Origin of the sequence: Paracoccus mutanolyticus, from assembly GCF_003285265.1 — a bacterium.
Classification (GTDB): domain Bacteria; phylum Pseudomonadota; class Alphaproteobacteria; order Rhodobacterales; family Rhodobacteraceae; genus Paracoccus; species Paracoccus yeei.
In genome coordinates this window covers 1,446,312-1,464,160 of sequence record NZ_CP030239.1, presented here as the reverse complement: position 1 = coordinate 1,464,160, position 17,849 = coordinate 1,446,312, and the positions used below count along the sequence as shown (strand labels likewise).

Annotated in this window: 22 protein-coding genes and 2 pseudogenes; 16 read left to right on the top strand and 8 right to left on the bottom strand. The window is 62.2% G+C overall.

The genetic code is table 11. From position 1 onward, the window contains the following. Nucleotides 1-3: 3 nt before the first annotated feature. From DPM13_RS07840 to DPM13_RS20565, 3 genes are all read right to left on the bottom strand, one after another. Complete coding sequence (locus DPM13_RS07840; protein WP_145963324.1) at nt 4-339, bottom strand: hypothetical protein; 336 nt, start codon at nt 337-339, stop codon at nt 4-6. A gap of 930 nt (nt 340-1,269) precedes the next feature. Then, a complete protein-coding gene (locus DPM13_RS07830) occupies nt 1,270-1,476 on the bottom strand; it encodes a DUF1330 domain-containing protein (RefSeq protein ID WP_112887774.1) in 207 nt (68 codons plus the stop codon). A 175-nt stretch (nt 1,477-1,651) separates the two neighbouring features. After that, on the bottom strand, nt 1,652-1,810 hold the full coding sequence (locus tag DPM13_RS20565) for a hypothetical protein (protein ID WP_189654869.1): 159 nt from the start codon (nt 1,808-1,810) through the stop codon (nt 1,652-1,654). A 560-nt stretch (nt 1,811-2,370) separates the two neighbouring features. On the opposite strand from DPM13_RS20565, the gene DPM13_RS20560 reads away from it, so the two are divergent. The 3 genes from DPM13_RS20560 to DPM13_RS07815 all read left to right on the top strand — a co-directional run bounded on the left by DPM13_RS20560 (nt 2,371) and on the right by DPM13_RS07815 (nt 4,030). Then, nucleotides 2,371-2,754, top strand: a complete 384-nt coding sequence (locus DPM13_RS20560) for a hypothetical protein (RefSeq protein ID WP_189654990.1) — start codon at nt 2,371-2,373, stop codon at nt 2,752-2,754. Then, nucleotides 2,723-3,115 (top strand): FCD domain-containing protein, encoded by a 393-nt coding sequence (locus DPM13_RS07820; RefSeq protein ID WP_262983273.1) that lies wholly within the window; start codon nt 2,723-2,725, stop codon nt 3,113-3,115. Before DPM13_RS20560 ends, DPM13_RS07820 begins: the two co-directional genes overlap by 32 nt. A gap of 285 nt (nt 3,116-3,400) precedes the next feature. Next, nucleotides 3,401-4,030, top strand: coding sequence for a type 2 periplasmic-binding domain-containing protein (locus DPM13_RS07815; RefSeq protein ID WP_112887771.1), 630 nt, complete (start codon nt 3,401-3,403; stop codon nt 4,028-4,030). A gap of 36 nt (nt 4,031-4,066) precedes the next feature. Here DPM13_RS07815 and DPM13_RS07810 read toward each other — a convergent pair. Further along, nucleotides 4,067-4,219: pseudogene (locus tag DPM13_RS07810) on the bottom strand (IS701 family transposase); the annotation flags it as partial. Continuing rightward, nucleotides 4,207-4,362, bottom strand: a complete 156-nt coding sequence (locus DPM13_RS20555; protein ID WP_189654989.1) for a hypothetical protein — start codon at nt 4,360-4,362, stop codon at nt 4,207-4,209. The gene DPM13_RS20555 and the pseudogene DPM13_RS07810, both read right to left, overlap by 13 nt. Before the next feature lie 240 nt (nt 4,363-4,602). Between DPM13_RS20555 and DPM13_RS26760 the strand changes: the two genes are divergently transcribed. Next, complete coding sequence (locus DPM13_RS26760) at nt 4,603-4,842, top strand: FCD domain-containing protein (protein WP_223252442.1); 240 nt, start codon at nt 4,603-4,605, stop codon at nt 4,840-4,842. 804 nt (nt 4,843-5,646) lie between these two features. On the opposite strand, the gene DPM13_RS19665 is transcribed toward DPM13_RS26760, so the two are convergent. Beyond that, nucleotides 5,647-5,955: a hypothetical protein gene (locus DPM13_RS19665; protein WP_145963323.1), complete on the bottom strand. Its 309-nt coding sequence runs from the start codon at nt 5,953-5,955 to the stop codon at nt 5,647-5,649. A gap of 63 nt (nt 5,956-6,018) precedes the next feature. Between DPM13_RS19665 and DPM13_RS07795 the strand changes: the two genes are divergently transcribed. From DPM13_RS07795 to DPM13_RS22555, 4 genes are all read left to right on the top strand, one after another. Then, on the top strand, nt 6,019-6,207 hold the full coding sequence (locus DPM13_RS07795; protein WP_112887769.1) for a hypothetical protein: 189 nt from the start codon (nt 6,019-6,021) through the stop codon (nt 6,205-6,207). 21 nt (nt 6,208-6,228) lie between these two features. After that, nucleotides 6,229-6,495, top strand: coding sequence for a hypothetical protein (locus DPM13_RS07790; protein ID WP_112887768.1), 267 nt, complete (start codon nt 6,229-6,231; stop codon nt 6,493-6,495). Nucleotides 6,496-7,861: 1,366 nt separating this feature from the next. Continuing rightward, entirely contained in the window at nt 7,862-9,187 is a 1,326-nt protein-coding gene (locus tag DPM13_RS07785) for an IS5 family transposase (protein ID WP_112887767.1), read from the top strand. A gap of 314 nt (nt 9,188-9,501) precedes the next feature. Then, complete coding sequence (locus tag DPM13_RS22555; RefSeq protein ID WP_262983272.1) at nt 9,502-9,855, top strand: hypothetical protein; 354 nt, start codon at nt 9,502-9,504, stop codon at nt 9,853-9,855. Nucleotides 9,856-10,945: 1,090 nt separating this feature from the next. Here DPM13_RS22555 and DPM13_RS07775 read toward each other — a convergent pair. Beyond that, the gene (locus tag DPM13_RS07775) at nt 10,946-11,785 is read right to left on the bottom strand and encodes a tyrosine-type recombinase/integrase (RefSeq protein WP_223252441.1); all 840 of its coding nucleotides are present in this window, start codon (nt 11,783-11,785) and stop codon (nt 10,946-10,948) included. Between the two features lie 36 nt (nt 11,786-11,821). Here DPM13_RS07775 and DPM13_RS22550 point away from each other — a divergent pair, with 36 nt between their 5' ends. From DPM13_RS22550 to DPM13_RS07765, 4 genes and pseudogenes are all read left to right on the top strand, one after another. Next, nucleotides 11,822-11,992: a hypothetical protein gene (locus DPM13_RS22550; RefSeq protein WP_223252440.1), complete on the top strand. Its 171-nt coding sequence runs from the start codon at nt 11,822-11,824 to the stop codon at nt 11,990-11,992. A 146-nt stretch (nt 11,993-12,138) separates the two neighbouring features. After that, nucleotides 12,139-12,241, top strand: a pseudogene (locus DPM13_RS20135). A gap of 17 nt (nt 12,242-12,258) precedes the next feature. Next, nucleotides 12,259-13,293, top strand: coding sequence for an aldo/keto reductase (locus DPM13_RS27640; protein ID WP_449579258.1), 1,035 nt, complete (start codon nt 12,259-12,261; stop codon nt 13,291-13,293). A 67-nt stretch (nt 13,294-13,360) separates the two neighbouring features. Further along, the gene (locus DPM13_RS07765) at nt 13,361-14,308 is read left to right on the top strand and encodes an NAD(P)H-dependent flavin oxidoreductase (protein WP_112888725.1); all 948 of its coding nucleotides are present in this window, start codon (nt 13,361-13,363) and stop codon (nt 14,306-14,308) included. A gap of 104 nt (nt 14,309-14,412) precedes the next feature. Here DPM13_RS07765 and DPM13_RS07760 read toward each other — a convergent pair whose 3' ends face one another. Beyond that, nucleotides 14,413-15,216, bottom strand: coding sequence for a response regulator (locus tag DPM13_RS07760; protein ID WP_028719595.1), 804 nt, complete (start codon nt 15,214-15,216; stop codon nt 14,413-14,415). A 94-nt stretch (nt 15,217-15,310) separates the two neighbouring features. Here DPM13_RS07760 and DPM13_RS07755 point away from each other — a divergent pair, with 94 nt between their 5' ends. The 4 genes from DPM13_RS07755 to DPM13_RS07740 all read left to right on the top strand — a co-directional run bounded on the left by DPM13_RS07755 (nt 15,311) and on the right by DPM13_RS07740 (nt 17,834). Next, nucleotides 15,311-15,478, top strand: coding sequence for a NepR family anti-sigma factor (locus DPM13_RS07755; RefSeq protein WP_028719594.1), 168 nt, complete (start codon nt 15,311-15,313; stop codon nt 15,476-15,478). Continuing rightward, the gene (locus DPM13_RS07750; RefSeq protein ID WP_099648479.1) at nt 15,475-16,065 is read left to right on the top strand and encodes an RNA polymerase sigma factor; all 591 of its coding nucleotides are present in this window, start codon (nt 15,475-15,477) and stop codon (nt 16,063-16,065) included. Before DPM13_RS07755 ends, DPM13_RS07750 begins: the two co-directional genes overlap by 4 nt. Before the next feature lie 24 nt (nt 16,066-16,089). Continuing rightward, on the top strand, nt 16,090-16,650 hold the full coding sequence (locus tag DPM13_RS07745) for a hypothetical protein (RefSeq protein ID WP_223252439.1): 561 nt from the start codon (nt 16,090-16,092) through the stop codon (nt 16,648-16,650). A gap of 167 nt (nt 16,651-16,817) precedes the next feature. Beyond that, nucleotides 16,818-17,834 (top strand): sensor histidine kinase, encoded by a 1,017-nt coding sequence (locus DPM13_RS07740; protein ID WP_223252438.1) that lies wholly within the window; start codon nt 16,818-16,820, stop codon nt 17,832-17,834. Nucleotides 17,835-17,849 lie beyond the last annotated feature (15 nt).

Below are 17,849 nucleotides of genomic sequence, written 5' to 3'. Positions count from 1 at the left end.
TGTTCATATCCACTTCTTGGTATCGGTCTGTCGATCATCACGCAGTGTCGATCCAGCTGGAATCGACGCCCTATTGACATCGAGCTCCTCCTCGACCGCGGCGGCATCAAGCTCTATCTCGCCCCCAACGACAAGAAGCCCGCCGAAGAAGTCTCGGCAACCCGGCAAGACCACGAAGGATAGCTCTTGCGGGCCGAGTGGGACTTTTGCGCACTTTGAAACGGCTGGCGTCAGGTCGAGCATCATTGCAATTCGTGACGCGTTCCAGCTTTCGTTGAAAAAGCAAACGCGAATGCGCGCGAAATCAATGCGCGACTGATTCCTGAACGTAATCCGCACTCGCAAACAATACGTTGCACCAGCCTACCAAGCCGCTATTGACGGCACGAATGCCGCCGATGAAGAATTTCGGTGCCATTGCACGATTTCATACTCCTACCGCCCGCCAGCGGATCGCCGGCCGGGAAGCCGTCATCCTGGCGTGTCATCCATACCTCGCGGGATTGGCCCGATGAGGACTGGCCGCACTGACCCAGGACACGACGATCAGGATGTGGATCATCGTCAACACCTACGCATGCGACCGTTCTAGCGGATTTACTTTGACGCCGCACAGTCAAATTTGTGACTAAATATTTCCGGAACTGCCTTACGAAACTTTCGTTTGAAAAACTTGTCTATTGAAAACCCAGCCCCTCGCGGCTTGTTGACATACATCAGCATGGTGCCGATCCGATCACCCACCGTGGAAGCCAGTCTGACTTCATCTCTAACGCACGCAGCACCTTGAACATGTCGCTTCCTGGTCGTTGTGATGTGCAGCGTTAGCGCCTGAAGCCGCGTTCGAGATCTCACGACTATGAAAATCATCCTGCCGGCCCGTCCAGTTGTGACGAATCGAGGTTTATCTGCAAAAGTGGTTTTATCGCGCGTGGCTTTGACAAGATGGCCGGCGCGCGGTCAGGATATCCATTTTTGCCCAGCTCGGCAAGATTCCTGCCGTCGACCAGAGTTATTGCTGTCCAGCGGATAGTTGTTCGCATCGTCGCCGTAGCGTTCGCCGACGTAGCGCACCCCGCCACCCAGGCGGAACCCGTTGTCAAAGTCGCGAACCAACCAGAGGCTGGCCATGTGATAGGGCGAGTTCGCGGCCCGGTTCCCGTCGTAAGCATCGAAAAGGTAGATAAAGCTTTAGTCCGGGCATTTGAAAAATTGCGGGATTTACTAGAGCGCCGCGCCGCGCATCGGCCAAAATTCTGGGCCTTGCGGTTACACGCCCGCGACGATCACCACATGGGCGACGCATGCTCCATCACGCTTGTTGCGCGCCGCTTGATATTCAGGCGAGGCATAGCAAGCCCGCGCCGTCGCAAGATCGGCGAACACCATCATGACGGTCGAGCGCCGGACCTTCAAGCACCTCGGCCTCGCCACCCTGAGGCCGAGGTGCTTGAAGGTCCGGCGCTCGACCGTCATGTGGTGATCGAATTCGCCGATCTTGCGACGGCGCGGAGCTTGCTATGCCTCGCCTGCATATGCGGCGCGCACCAAGCGTGTTGAGCGCGTACGTCCAGCGGTGCCTCGGCATATCCATCCGAACCCTTGAGAAGCATCGCACCTATGGCACCGGCCCGACCTATCGCATTATCAATTACGGAGGGGATGGCACCGAAAACATCACGTTGCTGTTCAGCGGCTCGGGGAACAGGTCATTCGTGTCCATCACCTTGTGAACGCGCGAATCCTTCATCGCAATGATCGAATAGGGCGGGGTGGAGAAATGCGTGTTCACCTCGTGTTGCGGGTTCAACAGCGCCTAATCTCTTACCCGTGTGTGAAATGCTAGAACGGTAAAGGCTTGCAATCTTGCTGCAGACGGTATTTGGTTAACTGAGGCTCTGGTCGCTCTTCTGCCTATCCCTGGATGTGGTCGCCAAGGGTATCTGAGGACGGCAATCAACGGCGTCTCCCTGCCAAGAACATTGGGCCAGATATAGGCTCATGAACTTGTTTCAAAATTACGATCCACACTGATGGGTGTGGGATCTGTCGTCAGCGCTCTAGTTGTTAGCGCGAACAGTGGCGTCATATCAGTACACAGCGAATATGTCGGTTATTGATATCATGGCAGTATTGCATAACTCGGCATTAAGGTTGCCACGTCCACCTTTCCTAAGGGTTGTACAGACAAGAAACTGTTGCCAGCGCCGCATCCTCAGGCAGCGCGAAGCGGCACGGCTAATTGCTGCGGTGCTTGGAAAGCCTGGTTGGCGCGGCTTGGTAAAGTCGACGTCGCCATCAAGGAATGACCAGCGTGTTGGGCGAGTTGCTGCGGCTGCGGGCGCTGCGTGGTATTGCGCGATTCAGCAAATGAGCGAGAATACCTTGGCTCACGAGCTCGCTGAAGGTGGTTTGGTGCGAGGGCATTACAAGCCGTCTTGGACGAACTGCGGCATTGCGCTACGAACCCGCGCCCCTCTCGGTGATTTTTTTCTGGTGACGGCAGGTTGTATCGGCCGCTTGTACGTTGCCTTTGAGGTTGGTCTTGGTATCGTCGATGGCAGAGTGATGTTCCAACACGCCATCGCCCAGCAAGGCGCGAAAGATGGCGGCGCGCCTGTGGATCGCATGATGGCTTTGTATGGGATTGTTGCTAAGCATTGGGCGGCGGTTACAGGAAGCGGAAGAATTCGGATTGGGCGTCGTGTATGGGGACTATGCTATGCGCTTCGCGGCCAACCAGAGGATCCATGAGGCGGTGCTCGGCGCGGCGAAGAACCACACGCTGACCACGCACTACCGCTCGCTCTCCGCGCGGGTGCAGAGGGCGCGCTACGTCGCCAATACCACGCCCACCCGCTGGGCGCAGGCCGTGGAGGAGCACGAGGAGATCATGACCCATCTCCGGGCCCGGGATGGCGCCAAGCTGCCTGGTCCATCTGCTACACTTGGCCAACTGCAAGATTTTGAATGGCCCCACGATCTCTCATCCGCTGACGGAACCCCTCCACCGTCGCGTCCACGGCGCGCTTTGGCAGCGCGATTGCCAGCCAAGAGATTGAAGGGTTCGTTCTTCGTGATCCGCGGCAGCAGGCGGTGCCGCCCGGCATCGTAAGCATGGGTTGTTTTCCCGCCACGGGCATCGGTCTCGGTCGCCTGGGCTGGAGCGCTATCACACGACCGTCCTGCCTTGCGGTTCAGGTTGGCCGGGTTGCCGGTCCAGACCACATGCTCGGTCAAGTTGCCCTCTGTCGGAGCGACGTTGGAGGTCGTGGCGGTTCCTGGGCGGTCGCGCAAACCGGCACGCTGTGGTTGGACCTGCAGGTTGCGTTCGCATCGGCGGTTAACTCCATGCGCCGCATGTGGGCGAATTTCGTGGGCGACATGGCTCAAGGCCGCGATGATCCCCGCGATTGGCGACAAGCTGTCCAGCCGCGCTTTCGGGCTACAGATGGACATCGAAGCCAGCTTCAGCGGGCCGGCGGCGACTGGCCGCGCCGAGGCCGAGGCGGACATGCTGTGTGCCGAGGAGGCGGACCTGGCCGCCAAGGCCGCGCGCCTTTCGCACGAGCTGATGCGCGTCCGGCGCAATCGCCGCGCCCGGCTGGACCTGACGCGCGGCCCGTCCTTTGACCGCTCGTTCATGGCGATCCGCGCGGCCGTGGACGGGCTGGGGGTCTGCCTGGACAGCATGTTGCTGGCCGAGCAAGGCTTTCGGCAAGGCCGCATGGGTGGCGGCCTTCTAAGGGAGGCGAATCTGATCAGGAGGCTTTGCCATATAGTGTTGACCGAACCGTTCGGTCAAGCGAGATCAAGGCGATCAAGGAACGAACTGCCCGGCCAGCGAAGCCGCTGTTATGCTGACTGTTCGCCACGTCCTGAACGCGGTGAAAAGCATGTCCTTGCGACCGGCGGAATCGCTGAACAGTCGGAAAAGCTCGCGGCGATAAGATGTGCATCCTCGAAACAAGCCGACGAGTTTCTTGACGAGAACGAGGAACTTAGACCGACTTGGGCAACTCGTTGCTGATGGCAGCATGCGCGTCGGGATGGCCGGTGATCTGGCGAGTTCTTCCTTGAGTTGTTGATGCGCCTGCTCACAAACCCATCTGGCCTTGATAGCGGTGGCGAGCGCCATGAGAGGCGTATCGGCGGGCAGGTTCGCAGCGTAGTATTTCCGCTCGCCGGTCGCCCGGCGTTCACCGATCAGCCAGACCTCCCCACGCCGTTCCAATCGCGGCGGGCGGTGGTGCCGGCGGCCTCGGCGACCGGGGCCTGTTCGCTGGGGGCCTGTTGCGTTGCCGCCTGTTCCGCAGCCGCTTCGGGCTTGGGCAGGGCAGCGGGCGGGGCCGGGAAAGCCACGTCTTGCAGCGGATCCTCATGTCGCGGCGGAAGAAGGCGAAATGTTTTGACCCTTGGTGCGGGCCGACGGCGCGGGACGTTGCGCTCAAGAACCTAGCGGTGTGGCCACTGAACGTACAACTCCACGAACGCTCAATCAGCACCTAACGATCCGAGGGTGCAGAACGGCTTCGTCCGGCGTGAGGTGGGCAAGCGACCCTGCCCCAATCGGGCGACATCTCGCAACGTCTGAAGATCGCGATGGTGCTGGACCAAGTGACCTTCGAGGAATTGTGGGAGGCCATGTATGCCTTGGAACCAGCCGCAGCCGATGGCGCAGCGCGACGGCGGACGGAGGCGGACATCGCGGCGCTGGAGCAGAATCTGGTCGAGACTCGCGCGGCGCTTGCAGATCCCTGCCGCTCGGAACGATACGATCCACGCCCAAGGGACCGCGCATCATCGTGCCCGGAACCAACATCGCCGCGCCGTCGATCCTGAGCCGGGCGGTTAGGGCGAATCGGGCTTGCACTATCAAGCGTGGTGCGTTGAATGATTTTAAATGCACCAGCCAGGAGGAACGGGTTGAATGGCGGGACAAGCTTATAGGTTCGTAATTCATCATTATGAATCAATGAAGTAAGCCGCCCATTCTCTATCGCCGACGCCACGAATCCTGAGGGCAATTAGCTTTACTTGGCGATCATGTGATCGCTCTCGCTCTGCGACTCATGATCCCCGGCCAGCCATGTGCGATATGCGAACAAATCTATCATATCGCACAATCCCGGTTTACGGAAGCCCGTGGCTGGTTGTAGCCCGGCACCCGCAAGCTGTCCCGTTCCACATTCACGGAGGATGAGCATAGACGATATAGAAAATGAGCTTGGTATAAAATCTTATCCTATGAACTGGCCAATAGGATGTGGAGCTGATTTTAAAGGTGTGGCCCCGTGCGCGGCGGCGCCAAGAGGTTTTATCATGATGCCGCAGATCCTCTTTCCTCGGCCCGGACGGCCATGCCACCCCCTGTCAAGGAAGACCATCATGCTTGAAGCCCTGGGCGTGTCCCTGCCGATCATCCAGGCGCCCATGGCAGGGGTCTCGACGCCCCGGCTCGCGGCGGCGGTGTCGAATGCGGCCCGCCGGGCTGACCTCATGGCGATCAGGATTTTCGTGAACATGCCTGCCCCCTTACATGCGAAAGACGCCAAAGCGCGTGTCCTGGCCGGCGCCAGCGTCCCTGTCAGTTCGGCGAAAGCATCGAGGCGCTGCCGGGTGCCGTCTCGATGATGTCGGGATGGTTCATGCTGCACCCCCTTTCGGCGACTCAATCTTGTCGAATTCTTTGTCCATGTCGGAGGCCAACATGACGATGGCGGATGCAACGCCGGCGATAATCATGTGGTCTGGGCTCTTGCTGAGCAGCATGTTCTCAATTGCGCGGGCGAGGGCGTCGATGTGGGCAGCCTTGCATTGCAGGTCGGCAAGGATGCGTCTGCTGGCGTGACGGGAGCGGTCATTCGCGCATGTCCAGCGCCTCGCCAGAGTCGGCTTTCCAAGCGGTCGCTGGTTGCGGTCCAGCGGCCGGGGCTTGGGCCGCGTCCAGTTCAAGACGCAGCGCTGTTAGGTCCCGCCGCTGGACATAGCAGCGCGACCGCCGATAAAGTCGGGCGCATGTATGCCCGCCTAGGGATCGTCATTTCGACCGTAGCCTTCCTCGCCAAAGGAAGGCACCTCGCCAAAGGTTATGCGGTCTATCACTGGTCCGGGTTTCTAGGCCCACTGGCCCGCGAAGGCTCGCGCCACGGGCTCGAGGCCTTCACCGACATCAAATACGTCTGCCGCGACTGGAGCCAGTCATGAGCAGCCCTGAAAGGAGACACCATGCTGACCAATGACGAGCTTGCGAAATGGGACCGCGAGAATTTCATGCACCCCTCGACCAATCTGGCGCAGGAATACGGCGCATCGCATAGCCGGCGCAGCGCTCATCATGCAGGGCAGGGGGCGGCATACACCGAACCGTTAACGGCGAGATGTACCAGATCAACGAGGGCGACCTTGTCTGTGCTGTATCTGGCCTCCGCCGATCTGGCCGCCGGATGTTCTTGGGATGGTTCGGGGATTCCTGTCTTGCATAGCCCCATCTGAACACTCGTTCCGCGTCATCCGCTGTATGGCAAAGTCTTCGGTGTGCTCGGCAGATCACGCCTTGGGGGAGGCAATTTCGAGCCGTCCTACGAAGTTGAATACCGAAACGGCGTCACGCTGCTCGTGTCGCTGGATCGCTGCTTTGCATGCGGGGCCGGCGTGCTGGCGCCGTTCACATTCTGCCTTGTCGATTGGCATCGCTAGTGCGGGATGGCTTCAGCGTTTTTCGCTGGCATGTTCAGGACAGCAGTTGCCAAGTCGCCCTGCAGATCCTTCAGAAGATAGCGTCCCGGCCTCGCTGCTGGCAGTGGCCTGCTCTTGCCATGCCTCGCTACAGTCCGTAATCATCCGGGAACACGGATGTCCGAGGATCATATCGCTCAGACTACCAAAACCCTATCGCCAGTACTAAAGAGGTTTTGAGCTGGGTTTTTGTAAGGCCTAGGGCCTTCACAAGAAGGTCTTAGATAGCATCGAGCCGTGCCTGTGTGTGGCGCAATGCGGTAGGCCCGCTGGCCTGATCTTTTCCAGGATGGTCACGATCTGGGACGCCCGGCTTTGCCGTGCGCACAGCATCACGGTGCCTGACATCCATCCCAGCCTTGCCCGCGCAGGACAGTGCGCGCCCCGGGCTTGCCATGTGGCTGCCCGGCGTCGTTCCGACACTGCAGGACCGGGGCTGGTTCTTCCGCTTTGCGACCTGGCAGTAGCAGACCAGCTGCAATGCACGTGGTCGGTATTTCCACGGATCCCCTGCCGCAATGTTCGGGCAGGTTTTCGGCACCTTCCGCGCCAGCTGTTTGCATTCGGAACTGCAATAGATCGCATACCCCGCGGGCCGGCGTTACAGGACCCCCGCAGTATGCGCAGGGCGCACGAGCGCCTTGTCATCGAGACGGCCCTGCTTTTCAGACATCCCGGTAATCAGCCATGTAGCAGCCCCGGCGCAATGCGTCCGGAAATGCTGCGCCCATCACTTGGGATGGACGAAAGCACAGCGCGCGCAATAATCATTGACATCCAGATCAGCCATATCGCTGCCTGTAGAACTTGACCACCTTGTATAAGCCGCCCCTTCACAGTCGGATTTGATGCTGTTGAGCGCTAATTCTGTGCAGACGCACATTTAGCGATCCCCGCGATAAGTTCTCGCTTCTTCTGGCAGCGCACAACTTCCAGCCGGGAGTCCGCATACTGGCGCTTATCGTGGCGCTACAAGCCCATGACGCCTGCCCCTCCTCCCAATTAGTCCGGCCTGAACAACCCTTAGCGCGTTGATTTTGTGTGCTGAAGATGCGGTTTTGTTGGCTTTGAATTGCAGGGTTTCGTATGCTTTTGCCAGAAACCCTGCAATTTCCGGTCGCCGATGAAGCCCCATTCCCGCGCCCCTGAACAGGATGACCTGCTCCGCCCGAGACTGGTCGACATGATCGACGCCCGCCATGAGTTGGTGAAGCTTGCGGCACTGATCGACTGGGATTTCTTTGAACGGGAGTGGGCGAGCTTCTTTCCGTCTCGCCAGGGACGGCCAGCGACATCTCCACGCCTGGTGGCGGGGCTCATGTATCTCCAGCACGCCTTCAAGCTCTCTGACGAGGCAGTCGTCGCCCGGTGGGTCGAGAACCCGTATTACCAGCACTTCACCGGCGAGACGTTCTTCCAGCACCGTCCCCCGATCGATCCCTCGTCGCTGGTGCGCTGGCGCAAGCGGATCGGGGAGGAAGGAGTGGAGTGGCTGCTGACCAAGACGATCGAGGCAGGCCGAGCTTCTGGCGCGGTCACCGACAAGAGCCTGAAGCGGGTGGCTGTGGATACGACCGTGATGGAAAAGACCATCGCCCATCCCACGGATGCGCGGCTTTACGAGCGCGCCCGCGCGCTGTTGGTCGGCTTGGCGAAGGAAGCGGGGGTCGATCTGCGCCAGAACTACGCGCGCCTTGCCCCGCGGCTGGCCGCCCAGGTGGGGCGGTATGCCCATGCCCGGCAGTTCAAGCGCATGCGCAAGGCCCTGCGCCAACTCAAGGGCTATGTTGGCCGCGTGCGCCGGGACCTGCGCCGCCACCTGCAGGACATCCCCGAAGGCGCGCTGCGCGGACGGGTGCTGGAGGCGCTCTGGCTGGTCGGTCGCCTGCTCGAACAGACACCGAAGAGCAAGAACAAGATCTACGCCCTGCACGAGCCCGAGGTCGACTGCATCTCCAAGGGCAAGGCGCGCATCCGCTATGAGTTCGGCACCAAGGTCAGCCTTGCTACTACCCTCGACGGAGGCTTTGTCGTCGGCGCCCGCAGCTTCCCTGACAACCCCTACGACGGCCATACATTGGCGCCTGCACTGGAGCAGGTTGCCATCCTGACCGAGCAGGTGCCGGATCTCGCCGTCGTCGATCGCGGCTATCGCGGCCATGGCGTGGAGACCACCAAGGTCCTGATCAGCGGCACAAGACGCGGCATCACCCCGCTCCTGGCAAAGCTCCTCAGGCGACGAAGTGCCATCGAGCCTGAGATCGGGCACATGAAGAGCGATGGTCGCCTGGCCAGATGCCCGCTGAAAGGCCGCATCGGCGACGCGGTCTTCGCCGTCCTCTGCGCCTGCGGGCACAATATCCGCAAGATCCTCGCCCATCTCAGGGCTCTTTGGACTCTATTGCTTCACCTGATCACGGCGATCATCCGGGGCGCCAGCGACTTCTGAGCTGCCGTTGGCTAATTTGCCGCGTGAGGACGTTGTCCTAGATCCGACGATGGGCGCTCGGCCGCAGCGAAGGAAGTTCGGCATACGGGATCCGGCTTCGTCGTCCGCATCCCGCCAGCGTCAGCCCTGACGGCAGAGGTCGGCCTGAAACCTGCGCCGATCGGACCTTCCTGACCGAAATTACCGAGTTGGCGTCTCTTCTGAAATGAACCCGGCCGGACATTACCCCCAACCCCGGCCAGATTGTTCAACCTGTCCCGCCCCATCTGTCCACGTATCTGGTCTCGGGCATCTCGGGGTCCAAGGCCGCCGACATGGCTGCCGTGGCCCCGGCGCTGTTTCCCGAAATGCGCAAGCGCGGCGCCAAGCCCGGCGATCTGGTCGCGCTGCTGGCAGCACGCGGGTGCGCAGACTGGAAACCATCCCCGCCAGTCCTGTCATTCCCTCGTCGGATAACCTGTCGCACCCGATCGGCGGACCGGGGGAAAGGCAGAAGATCGGCTACTCGGGCTGTCCAGGGTGCGGTAGCGCTTGCCACAGGGCGCCCATCGGGTGCTGTCTTGATTTCGACACGCCCTTCGGTTTTGACGCAGCACATCCGTTTCGAAAAATTGACGCTCATGAGCGCACCTGATACACCTCTGGGCGCGAGGCCAGCCATTCGGTGATTGTCGCTTTCGGGCCATGGATCGGCGGTTGCGGTATCTTCCAGGTCGCGGGAATTGCCCCGCGTTCATGATGCCTATAGATCGTGGTGCGGCTCCGGCGCGGTGATTGCCTCATATGGCGGGTTGGCGAAGTTCGCCTTTTGCTTTCCCTGCGCAAGTGGTCTCGGTGCGTCACTCATCTGTGCCGCATGAGGGAAGAATGGCTGTATTTATTGGGACTTTGGCGGGCACTGTCCCAATTCAAATAGGGACAGTGCGGGGCTATGTCCCGGATTTATGCCTGTTCCAGTGCATTGCGATTTGCATCTCGCTTGAACGATACTGTCGTTGCTGTCGGTAGGAGTTTTCTGGCAACTCGGGTGTTTGTGCGGCGTGTGTTGTCTGAAGTGCGGGCCCGTCACACCACTCAGCTGGGAAGGGCAGCAGCTGCACGGGGCGTCCGGTCGCGGGCTCTGCGCACTGGCGGAAACATAGCGGCGTGCAGCAGCGATAGTTCCGCAATTTTCCTTGGTAGCCGCTCCTCCATATTTGCGGCAGGAATAGGGTCGTGACAGCCCGATATGCAATGTTCAATGCTTTCTCGCCTGGCTAGCTCAAACGCTTCGTCTAATATCTAACTATCCTGCAACTCAAGCAGAAAATGGACGAGGGACATATTGGCGCACGCGACAATCTCCATACCTGCTTAGCGAGATCCCCGCGGACCTCGAATCCCATAAGGGAGTTTCTTATAAAGAGATTCTTGGGGAGCAGAGACTGACTAAAGAACTTCACCTCAGAGACTTCGCATGAAGGTGGATACAAGCTCGTGCAGCATCCAACGCAGAGCGCCAAACTAGGCCTTGTTCCATACGATTCTGAATTTTCCTTCACTCCAGATAACGAACCTCTCGTCGGCGTTACGGAAAGGCTCAGTATATGATCTTCCTGTGTCAGCAGTGGTATTCCAAATTGACAGCCTTGCCTTCGTATCCTAAGAGGGCCGATTGTGGCCGTTGCTTCCAAAGGATTAAACTATATTCAAAGATTCGCGTAATCGAGTTCGCGATCGTCCTGTTCAATGACCCGATCCTCACGATCTTGTCGCGCTTCATGGTAGCGGTCGAGATATTCTTTGTTCTTCTAGCGCTTCGGCATCATCTTGCGTCTCTTCTCGAACACATCCGACCGGGCATAGGCTTGTTCCACGCGTCACCACCGCATGGGCCAGTGCCGCCTCGGGCACCTCGCGCGGAAAGTTGGTCTTTTCCTGCGCCCATGTTCGGAAGGATGTGCGGAAGCCGTGAACATCGGCATTGAAGCCGAGCTCCTTCACCAGCTTGGAAAGGGTCATGTCGGACAGCATCTTGCCGGGCTTGGTGCCGGGGAACACCAGATCACCATCACCGCGCAGCGCCTCGGCATCTTTCAGGATCGCGACGGCGCGGGGCGATAGGGGCACCCGATGCGGGCGCTTCATCTTCATCCGCACGGCAGGGACTTCCCAGACCTTCGCGGCCATGTCGATTTCAGACCAGACCGCGCCGCGCACCTCGCCTGAACGGGCGGCGGTCAGGATCAGGAATTCCAGTGCCAGCGCATGGCTCGCCCCGGAACCGTGAACCGCAGCGATGCACCCCGCGACCTCGGCATAGGGCAGAGCCTTCCGCCTGGCCTTGGTCTTGTCCGCTTTGGGCAACGCCCGTGCGATGTTCTCGGCTGGATTGTCCTTGCGCCATCCTTGAGCAATGGCCCATTTCATCACGGTTCCGATCCGCTGGCGAACGCGCCGAGCCGTCTCAGCCTTCTCGGTCCAGATCGGGGTCAGCACGTCCAGCACATCCGCGCTGGTCACATCCGGCACCTTGAGCTGCCGATGGTCCGGGAACGCGTAGGCTCCAACGTGCGGATGTCGCCCGGCATGCTCATGTTCCCATTTCGGCTCAGGCATCCGTGGATCGCGCGGGCCGCTTGCTCGAACGGCTGGATGTGTCGCTCAGAGCGACGATCCTGCGACGGGTCGCCTCCGGCGCGGGCAAGCACCGGTGCCGGCATCGGCGGGTGTCGCGGCGACGTGACGCTGCCCATGGTGCTGCCGGCCCTGATCTTTGACGCCGCGCTGCACCTGCTTCTGGGTTGCGAGAGCTTCGACACGTAGGAACATTCCGTGTCCGTCGAAATACTTTCCCGGCTCGACGACGGTCTTCACGAACCTGGCCGGTAAGGGCCTTTTCCGGTCTGCGGTTCAAGAGGTGCTGCGCCATAGTTTCTGTCCCCCAAGGCATTCCCCCAATAGGCATAGTCGGAAGCACCTAGCCCTCTTTCGACACCTAAACGGACTTCAATCAAATCCGGTTGGGGCAGCAGGCCTGTCCCGGGTGGGTTCGACTCCCATTCTCTTCCGCCATGAACACGGGGTGCGGGATGGAACGGGTCGGGCTCGGCGGCAGCGAGGTCATGGTCAGCGCGGTGTCGCTGGGGACCATGACATTCGGAAACCAGACCGCCCGGGACGAGGCGCACCGGCAGCTCGACATGGCGCTGGATGCCGGGATCGGCTTTCTCGATACGGCCGAGATGTATCCCGTGAACCCCGTGCGGCGCGAGACCGTCGGCCGCAGCGAGGAAATCCTGGGTGCCTGGCTGGCCCTCCGGGGGAACCGCGACCGGGTGCAGATCGCGACCAAGGCCATCGGACCCAGCGACAAGGTCCGCCCCGAAGGCTATGACGGTTCGACCATCGGCGACATCATCAACCGCTCGCTCAGGCGGCTGGGAACGGATTGCATCGACCTGTACCAGCTGCACTGGCCGGTGCGGGGCTCCTACGCCTTCCGGCAGAACAGGCCCGCGCCCTTTGGAACTGGACCGGCAGCTCACGCTCGACCACATCGCCTCGGTGGCCGTCTACAATGGCACGAGCAAGATCCGCGCCTATGGGCTGGAAACCACGAACAGCGCGCGGCACCTGCGCGGATCGACGCGGCCGAACGGCTGGGCGGGCCGCGCGTAGCCTCGGCAGAACGACTATTCGCTGCTCCACCGGCTTTACGACACCGACATGGCCGAGCTCGCGGAGAACGAAAACGTCACCCTGCTGGCCTATTCGCCGCTAGCCGCCGGGCTTCTGACCGGCAAATACGCCGAAGGAGAACCCGACGGCAGCCGGGCGGCGGTGGATCGTGCCGCGGGCGGATCGGGCGACCTGGGCGGGCGGCGCATCCCGCGCGCGGCGGCGGCGGCGCGGCCTGGCACGCGCTGGCGGCCGAACTCGGGCTCGACCCCAGGCACATGGCCATTGCCTTCACCCGGCAGCGGCCCTTCGCCTGCATCCCGATCATCGGCGCCACGACCTGCGACCAGCTGGACCACCTGCTTCGGGGGTTGGATCTGGTCCTGACCCCGGATGCGCTGCGCCGCATCGACCGGCTGCACCGCGACCATCCGCTGCCCTATTGAACGCGACGAAACCTTTGCCTTGCAGCGCGGGCCGTGCAACCTGCCCGCCAGCCAAAGGAGGATCGTCATGCTGCCCCCCGTTCTTGCCGGCCTGCGCCTGCCGGTCGTGGCCTCGCCCATGTTCATCGTCTCGGGGCCGGAACTGGTCATCGCGCAATGCAAGGCCGGCATCGTCGGCAGCTTCCCGGCGCTGAACGCTCGCGAAAGCGACGGCGAGCCGCCGCTGCTCGACGCCTGGCTGACCCGCATCGCGCAGGAACTCGACCGCCATAACCAGGAAAACCCCGACCGCACGGCCGCGCCCTTTGCCGTCAATCAGATCGTGCATCGCTCGAACGCCCGGCTGGAACGCGACATCGAGATCTGCCACCGCCATCGCGTGCCGATCTGGATCACCAGCCTGGGCGCGCGCCTCGAGGTGAACGCCGCAGCCCATGACTGCGGCGGCATCGTGCTGCACGACGTGATCTCGAACAGCTTCGCGCGCAAGGCGATCGACAAGGGCGCCGACGGGCTGATCGCGGTCGCCGCCGGGGCAGGGGGCCACGCCGGCCAGCAATCGCCCTTTGCCCTGATCCAGGAAATCCGCGCCTGGTTCCAAGGTCCGCTGCTGCTGTCGGGCGCCATCGCCACGGGCCGCGCCGTGCTGGCGGCGCGCGCCATGGGGGCCGATCTCGCCTATATCGGCAGCCCCTTCATCGCCACGGCCGAGGCGAACGCCCCCCAGGACTACAAGCAGATGATCGTCGATTGCGGGGCCGAGGACATCGTGAACTCGACCCTCTTCACCGGGGTGGCGGGCAACTACCTCGCGCCCTCGATCAGGAACGCCGGCCTCGACCCCGCCGCGCTCGGCAGCGCCGATCCCTCGACCATGGACTTCGGCAAGGCCAAGGCCTGGAGCCGGATCTGGGGCGCGGGGCAGGGGATCGGCGCCGTTCACGCCGTCCGCACGGCCGCCGAACTGATCGACCAGCTGGCCGCCGAATACGCCGAGGCCCGCGCCGCTCTGTGAAAAAGGCCGGGGCGCGCGCGCGCAACGCCCCGGCCTTCACCGTTTTCCAAATACCCCTGCGGCGATGCAATCCGCGCGCCCGCGAGGGATCAGGCGGCGGCGGATCAGGCCGCTGTCAGCCCCTCGGTCGAGGAAAAGAACATCGCCTGGCTTACCGCCGAACGAACCTGCTCCTCGGTATAGGGCTTCGAGATCAGGAAGGCCGGCTCCGGCCGCTCGCCGGTCAGCAGCCGCTCGGGGAAGGCGGTGATGAAGATCACCGGAATATCCCCCATGTCGCGCAGCAATTCGTTCACCGCGTCGATCCCCGACGAGCCGTCCGCCAGCTGGATGTCGGCCAGGATCAGGTCCGGCCGCTTGCCATGCGCCAGTTCCACCGCGGCGGAATGGGTGCGCGCGATGCCGGTCACGTCATGGCCCATCGACTGGACGATGCCCTTCAGGTCCATGGCGATGATGGTCTCGTCCTCGATCACCATGACCTTGCCGGCCATCGAATTCGACATCTCGGTCATCGCGATCTGGACCAGCTCCTCGGCCTCGTCCTGGTCGATCTGCATGATCGTGGCGATCTGCTCATAGCGCAGCTCCTCGATCGTGCGCAAAAGCAGCGCCTCGCGCGAATTGGGGGTCAGGCCGCGCAGATGCGCCTGGGCGCGGGCCTCCTGCGGGGTCTGGCTTTCCTGCTCGACCGGCTGGCCCGAGCTTTGCCAGATGGCATGGAAGGTGCGGAACAGACCGATGCGCGTGTCCTCGGTGTCCATGAGGCTGCGGTCGCTCAGGATGGCTTCCAGGGTGGCCACCGCGTAATTGTCGCCAGCGGTCTGGCTGCCGGTCAAAGCGCGCGCATAGCGGCGCAGATAGGGCAGCTCCCGGCGGATGGATTGTGCGAGATCTGCTGCGGTCATCTTGTCCCTCGAAAAGTGTTGGTCACAATGGAACTCGCAATGATAGGTAACCGTTGCATCGTGTGCGCACAAGAATTTCGGGAATAACCAAAAAATGAACAGCAAGCGTGAGGAACGCAGGCGGGCCGCCATCGAACAGCAGATCGACGAGAACCTCAAGCGGGTCTACGAACAGGACGCAACCCAGCAGATTCCGGACAAGTTCCTGGAGCTTCTGGAAAAGCTTCGAGACAACGGTTTCGATCAAGGGAACCCGGCATGACCCGTAACGCCAAGGCGGCGCGCGCCCCTTCGGCCCATGCCGACCCGCGGAACGAACTGGTGGACCATCTGCCGGCGCTTCGTGCCTTTGCGCTGTCGCTGACCCGCGAAGGCGCCTCGGCCGACGACCTGGTGCAGGACACCATCGTCAAGGCATGGACCCATATCGACAAGTTCCAGCCTGGCACGAACCTGCGGGCCTGGCTGTTCACCATCCTGCGCAACACCTTCTATTCCGGCCGCCGCAAGACCCGGCGCGAGGTCAGTGACACCGACGGCATCCATGCCGCCCGCCAGGCGACCCGCCCCGAACACGACGGCCGCCTTGCGCTGAACGATTTCCGCGCCGCCTTCGAAAAGCTTCCAGACGAACAGCGCGAGGCGCTGATCCTTGTGGGCGCCTCGGGCTTTTCCTATGAAGAGGCCGCCGGCATGACCGGCGTGGCCGTGGGCACGGTCAAGTCCCGGGCCAACCGCGGACGCCGCCGCCTGGCCGAGTTGCTGCAGCTTGAAGAAGGCGAGGAACTTGAGATGACCGATCGTGCCACTCTTGCCGTGATGGCCCAGAACTCTCCCATCATGCGCTGAGGAACCGGCGACATGCTTCGCCGCATGCTGGAGAAAAGCGAGTTCCCGAAGGGACTCGGTTTTCGCCTGGGTGGGCTTCTGTCGGTGGCGATCCTGCCCATCGGCCTCATTTCGGTCATCCAGACGCTGCATCTGTCGCGCGAATACGAACGCTCGTCGGAAATCGCGCTTCTGGGGCGCACGGCGACGGCGGCGGCCGGGGAACGGGCGCTTTTGCAAAGCGCGCTTGGCACGGCGGACGCGCTGGGCCCGGCCGTGCTGGAAATGCTCGACCAGCCGCAGCCCTGTTCCGACATCATGCGGGGCGTGGTCCAGCGCACGGTGAACTTTTCCTATGCCGGCTTCACGCGGCTCGACGGGACGACCGAATGTTCCTCGGTTCCCGGTCCGCAGGACCTGTCGCAGGACCCCGCGCACCGGCTGTTCGTCGAAAGCCCGGGTACGCTCATCGCCAACAGCCGCATGGGCGCGACCTCGGCCGAAACCACCATCGCCGTGATCCAGCCGCTTTACCGCAAGGCAATGAGACAGGTGAAATGCTTGCGATGGTGCGATCAAGTCCGATCTTATAGCTGCCTGACTTAAGGCTGCGGGATACGGTACTTTCTCCGGATCCATCGAATTCCATTCTTCGCGCGACGAAAACAACCTCCTCTCGCCCATCGTAATCCAGGTCAGCGATTAGATTGGCGTGGTGAAATCTTCATTGACCTACCGTCACGGCAAAAGCGCGTATCAGCGTGGTTCCCGTGGTGCCGGGCCTGGTCTATGCGCTGGGCTCGTGGACCCGCCGCGAATCCGGCATCGCCGGCATCGACCTGACCACGCGCACCGCGCTGGTGCTGCCGCTGATCCTGTGGGCGGCCTCGCTGGGGGTGGCCTATTTCGCGGTCTATCGGCTCGTCCTGCGCCACATCCGCGAATTGCGCAGCCAGATGCGGCGCTTCGCCATCGGCGACCGCTCGGCCCCGCCGCCCGTCCTCGTCGACGCCCCGGCCGAGATCGAGGACATGAGCCAGACCTTCCACAACATGGCCCGCATCCTGATCCGCGACGAAGAGGCGATGGAGGCCGCCGTCCAGGAAAAGACCGTCCTGCTGAAAGAGGTCCATCACCGGGTCAAGAACAACCTGCAGCTGATCGCCTCGATCATCAACATGCAAAGCCGGATGATCCAGCACGACGACGCGCGCCAGGTGCTGCGCTCGGTCCAGGACCGGGTGGCCTCGCTCGCGACGATCTATCGCAACCTCTATCAGGCTGAGCATCTGGATTCGGTCGATGCCGACCGGCTGGTCAGCGACATCATCACCCAGATGACCCAGGCTTCGCTGGAGCCGACCGCGCATCTGCGCATCGAGACCCGGCTGGAGCCGCTGGTCCTGATGCCCGACCAGGCGGTGCCGCTGTCGCTTCTGGCGACCGAGGCCTTCACCAATGCGCTGAAATACGCCGGCGCGCCCGAACCCGGCGCGCAGCCCTGGGTGCAGGTGACGCTTTGTTCCGAAGGCCCCGACCGTGCCCTGCTTGAGGTGCGCAATTCCATCGGCGGGGCGCGGCGCGGCGCGCCTGGCACGGGGCTCGGCAGCCAGCTGATCGACGCCTTCGCCGCCCAGCTGGAAGGCACGGCAGAGCTTGACGAGGACGAGGGCCAGTTCATCCTGCGCCTGCATTTCCGGGTCGAGCCCTTGCAGAAGCGCAGCACTGCGGCGCCGCCGCCGGGAAATGTCGTCCTGACCTCGGCCGCGCGGCCGGGGTCGCGGCACTGACCGTCCGGGGCCCTG